At 70.8% G+C, this 4,813-nt stretch carries 1 protein-coding gene; it reads right to left on the bottom strand.

Annotated features, from left to right (window positions below; all coding sequences use genetic code 11):
- On the bottom strand, window positions 1–4,813 hold a 4,813-nt coding region (locus ACWDR3_RS47210; RefSeq protein WP_450358866.1), incomplete at both ends, for a condensation domain-containing protein.

Below are 4,813 nucleotides of genomic sequence, written 5' to 3'. Positions count from 1 at the left end.
GAAACCGCCAAGCCCTCAGCTTGCGCCGCCACCAGACTCGCCACCCCGGCATGCGACACCACCACACCCTTGGGCCGACCCGTCGACCCCGACGTATAGATCACATACGCCGCACCCGGCACACCGGCCGACGCACCCTCCACCGGCGAACCATCCACACCGGCCAACTCCGCCTCGACATCAGGGGAGTTCAAGACAATGACCGGCACATCGACCGGCAACGGTCGCTGTTGCTCAGGCGTGGTGATCACACACACCGGACGCGCGTCGTCGAGCATGAACGCAACCCGCTCACCCGGATGCGCCGGATCAACCGGCAACACCGCCGCACCTGCCTTCAACACGGCCAAGAACGACACCACCAGGTCAGCTCCGTGGTCCATCACTACGGCCACCACCGACTCGGCACCCACACCCCGCGCCGACAACAACCGCGCCAACCGACTCGACCGCTCATCCAACTCGCCGTAGGACAAAGACCCCTCACCCCACACCACCGCCGGCGCACCAACCGACCGCTCCACCACCCCACCGAACAACTCCGGAATCGTCGCCGCCGGAATGTCCTGAGCCGGACCCGCGCCTCGCTCCAGAGCCGTACGTCGCTCGGGTGGGGTGAGTACGTCCGTGTGGCTCAGCCGTAGGCCGGGGTCGGTGACGAAGGTGTCCAGCAGACGGGCCAGCCAGGTCATGAGCCGGTCCGCCGTCGAACGGTCGAGTACGTCGGTGTCGAACTGGAGCAGTCCGCGCAGTCCGTCGGGCGTGCCGTCGTCGTCGAGGCGTTCGGAGAGGGTGAGCATCAGGTCGGACCGGGCGCTCCCGGTGACCACGGGCTCGGCGCTGACCCGCAGGCCGGGCAGCCGGAGGTCGCTGCGCGGGGTGTTCTGGACGACGAGGGCCACCCGGAACAGGGGTTGCCGCGCGGCGGACCGTTCGGGGGTGAGTTGTTCCACCACGTGGTCGAACGGCAGGTCCTGGTGGGCGTACGCGGCCAGGTCTGCGGCGCGGACGCGGGTCAGCAGTTCCTGGAAGCTGGGGTCGCCCGACACATCGGTGCGCAGGACCAGCATGTTGACGAAGAAGCCGACGAGGTCGTCCAGGGTGTCGTCCACGCGCCCGGCGATCGCTGTTCCGATCGGGATGTCCTCGCCGGAGCCCAGCCGGGTCAGCAGGGCCGCGAGTGCCGCCTGCACCACCATGAAGAGGGTGGCGCCCTCGGCCGCGGCCAACTTGCGCATACGTCCGTGGAGTTCCGCGCCGATCTCCACGGGGACCTCGCCCGCCCGGTGCGTCGCCGCGGCGGCGCGGGGTAGCTCGGCCGGCAACGGGATCACCTCGGGAATACCGGCCAGGGTGTCGCGCCAGAACTCCATCTGTTCGGTCGGGAGTCCTCCCGAGTCGGCGTCGCCGCCGAGGAGTTCGCGTTGCCACAGCGCGTAGTCCGCGTACTGCACCGGCAGCGGCTCCCACTCGGGGGCCCGCCCCGCGCACCGAGCCTCGTATGCCGCGGACAGGTCCCGCGCGAGCGGACCCATCGACCAGCCGTCGGTGGCGCCGTGGTGGATGGCCAGCACCAGCACGTGCTCGCGCGGCGCCTCGGCGAACAGCCAAGCGCGCAGGGGGATTTCGGCGGCAAGGTCGAAGGGGTGGTCGGTCACGCGGGCTGTCTCCTGGGCGAGCTGCCCGGCCTCCACCTCGATGACGGGGAGTTCGAGTTCGACGTCCGCCATCGCCAGAACTCGCTGATACGGCTCGCCGTCGTGGGCCGGAAGCACGGTACGCAGCACCTCGTGACGGTTGATCAGGTCGCGTAGAGCGGCCTTCAGCGCGGCCCGGTCCAGTGTTCCGGAGAGCCGTAGGGCGGTCGTGTTGCTGTAGCCGGCACTGGAGCCTTCGAGTTGGCTCATGAACCACAGCCGGTGCTGTCCGAAGGAGAGCGGGACCCGTTCGGGGCGTTCACGCACGGTCAGTCGGGCACGGCCGGGGGCGGCCTGTGCCAGGCGGGCGGCGAGGCCCGCTGGGGTCGGGCTCTCGAAGAGCGCGCGGACCGGGAGTTCGACGCCGAGGATCGACCGCAGCCGGGCGACCAGTCGGGTCGCCATCAGGGACTGGCCGCCCAGGAGGAAGTAGTTGTCGTCGACGCCGACCCGGGCGACGCCCAGGACTCGGGCGAACTCAGCACACAGCAGCTCCTCTTGGGGAGTCGCCGGTGCCCGGCCCGGTTGTTCGGTGCGGTCCTCCTCGGTGGCCGTCGGCTCGTCACCATGGCGTTCGAGAAGTTCGAGCCGGCCGTCGTCGGTCCACCGTGCGCGCTCGCCGGTGCGGTACATGCGCTGCCCGGCCGCGCCGTACGGGCAGGCCACAAAGCGCTCCGCCGTCAGTCCGGCCCGCCCCGAGTATCCGAGCGCCAGGCCCGCCCCGGACACGTACAACTCCCCCGCCGCGCCCACCGGTACGACGCGCAGCGCTCCGTCCAGAACACACAGGCGTGTGTTGTCCGCCGGGCGCCAGTGCGGTGCCGGCGAGGATGCGTCGGCCGCCACCTCGCGCAGAAGGCCTACCAACTCCGCGGGCATGCCCGCCCGTTCCGGTGCTTCCCCGGCACGCCCCAGGACTAGGGCCGCGCCGTCGGCCAACGCGCGCAGGACGTCGTACGCCCACGTCTCGGTCGTCGGTACGACCCGATCGGCACCGGTGAGCGGGTGCGTACGCCGCATCCCCGCCAGACGGGTCGCGAAACCGCGGTGCGATACGACGAGCCTGTGGTCCACGTACGCCGGGTGGTCCGGCAGGACGTTGGCGCCGACGGGTGCGTCCGCCAGAGTCAACTCCCCATTTGTTTGCGGGGTGTTGAGGAGTACGAGCGGAAGACCGGTGTCGTCCGGCAGGTCCGACGCTCGCGTCTCGGACGTCAGCAGGCATACCGGTCGTACACCGGCCGGGAGGTCACTGATCGGATGGTCGACGGCGAGGTGGGCGGCCCCGGTTTCGAGTACGGCCAGCAGCGCCACGACTCGGTCGGCTTCGTCATCCAGGTTCACCGCGACCGCTGCCTCGGGGCCGGCGCCTCGGTCCGACAATCCTCGGGCCAAGTGGCCGACCTGGTCCCGCAGTTCGCGGTAGGTCACCTCGTCGGCTCCGCGTATGAGGGCGACCGCGTCGGGCGTGCGTTCCGCCCGCGCCGCGAACAGCTCCGACGGCGTCACGTCCGGTACGGGTACGACGGTGCCGGTGAAGTCGCCGAGGATCCGATGGAGTTCGGCGGGTGGGAGCACCTCGGCCGCAGCGAGCGGGGTCTCCGGTGTGTCCGCCAGCACGGTCGTGAGCTGAGCCAGCGCGGTGTGCAGGAGTTCGCAGACCTGGTGCGGTGGGATGGGCGGCGGTGCGTCGACAGTGATCGTGAATCCGGTTCCGTCGTCGTCGACGGACGTGCTGAGGGGGTAGTTGGTGCCTTCGTGGGTGAGGACGACTCGGGCGCCGTCGAGTCCGGCGCCGGTCCGGTCGCCGGCCGGGCGGGCGTGCCGGTAGTTGAAGATCGACGTGAACAGGGGGCTGCCGCCCGCGACTCCGCTCGCCGTCTGGGCGACCGTGAGCGGGGCGTGCTCGTGCACCAGCAGGTCGGCCAGTTGACGGCGCATGCCGTCCACCGCCTCGCCCACGCCGATCCCGGTCGTCCGCACCCGCACCGGCAGCGTGTTCAGGAAGAGACCGGGCACACGGTCGGCGCCCGCCCCGGCGTTCATCCGCCCGAACAGCACGGTGCCGAAGACGACGTCGTCGCGCTCCGACACGGCCGCGAGGACCCGGCCCCACGCGAGGTGGAAGACGGTGGCCGGGCTGATGCCCAGAGTGCGCGCCATCTCCCGTACGCGCAGCGCGAGTTCAGTGTCCAGCGACTGCCGGCCGCGTCGGCTCCCGCCGCCGTCACCGAGGACGTCCGTCAGCCCGTAGGGCGCGGTCGGCTCTGTCACGTCCCCGAGCAGATCGGCGAAGTAGCGCTCGTGCTCCTCCTGGGACGTGCCGAGCCGGGCCTGTGCCACGAACTGGCGGAACGGCAACGGCTCCGGCAATTCGTCGGCCCGTCCGGCCAGGAAGGCCCGCAGCTCGTCGAGTAGCACCTCGAGTGCGGTGTGGTCCTGGACGAGGTGGTGGATGCGCAGCAGTGCCAGCCAGTGCCCGTCACCGCCGGGCTCGGCCGCGACATGCACCGACATCAACGGCGCGCGGTCGAGCTCCAGTCGACCACCGGCGACTCCCCGCAGCTGCCCGACGGGGTCGGCACGGTCGTCCAACTCGACTTCCATGACGTCGATTTCGGCGTGTCGGACGACCACCTGCACGGGTTCGCGCAGCCCGTCCCACACGATCGCCGTGCGATAGACGTCGTGCCGGTCCACGACCCACCGCAACGCGTCCATGAACTCGTCCAGCCGGTCACGTGAGTCGAAGTCCAGCACCGTCGGCAGGACATAGGCGTCGTCGCCCTCGCGATCGGCCATGAGGTGGTGGAAGAAGATGCCTTCCTGGAGGGGGGCCAGCGGGTAGATGTCCGCCACGTTGGCCGCGCCGCCCGGCACCGCCTCGACGATTCGCGCGAGCTCACCCTCGTCCAGATCGACCAACGGCAGCATGTCGGGCGTGAGGTGCTGGGCACCCTCCGGGATGCGGTTCTCCGGGACCACCACTTGTTCCGGACCGGCGACCGCCGCGAGACCGGCCGGCGTCGGCGTCACGAACAGGGCGCGCACGGACACGGACACGCCCCGCTGCCGCAGCCACTCCACCAGCGACACCGCCAGCAGCGAATGCCCGC

Source organism: Streptomyces sp. NPDC001002 (genome assembly GCF_053599215.1).
Note: the sequence above shows the minus strand (reverse complement) of the source record. Positions and strands in the feature narration are given on the sequence as shown.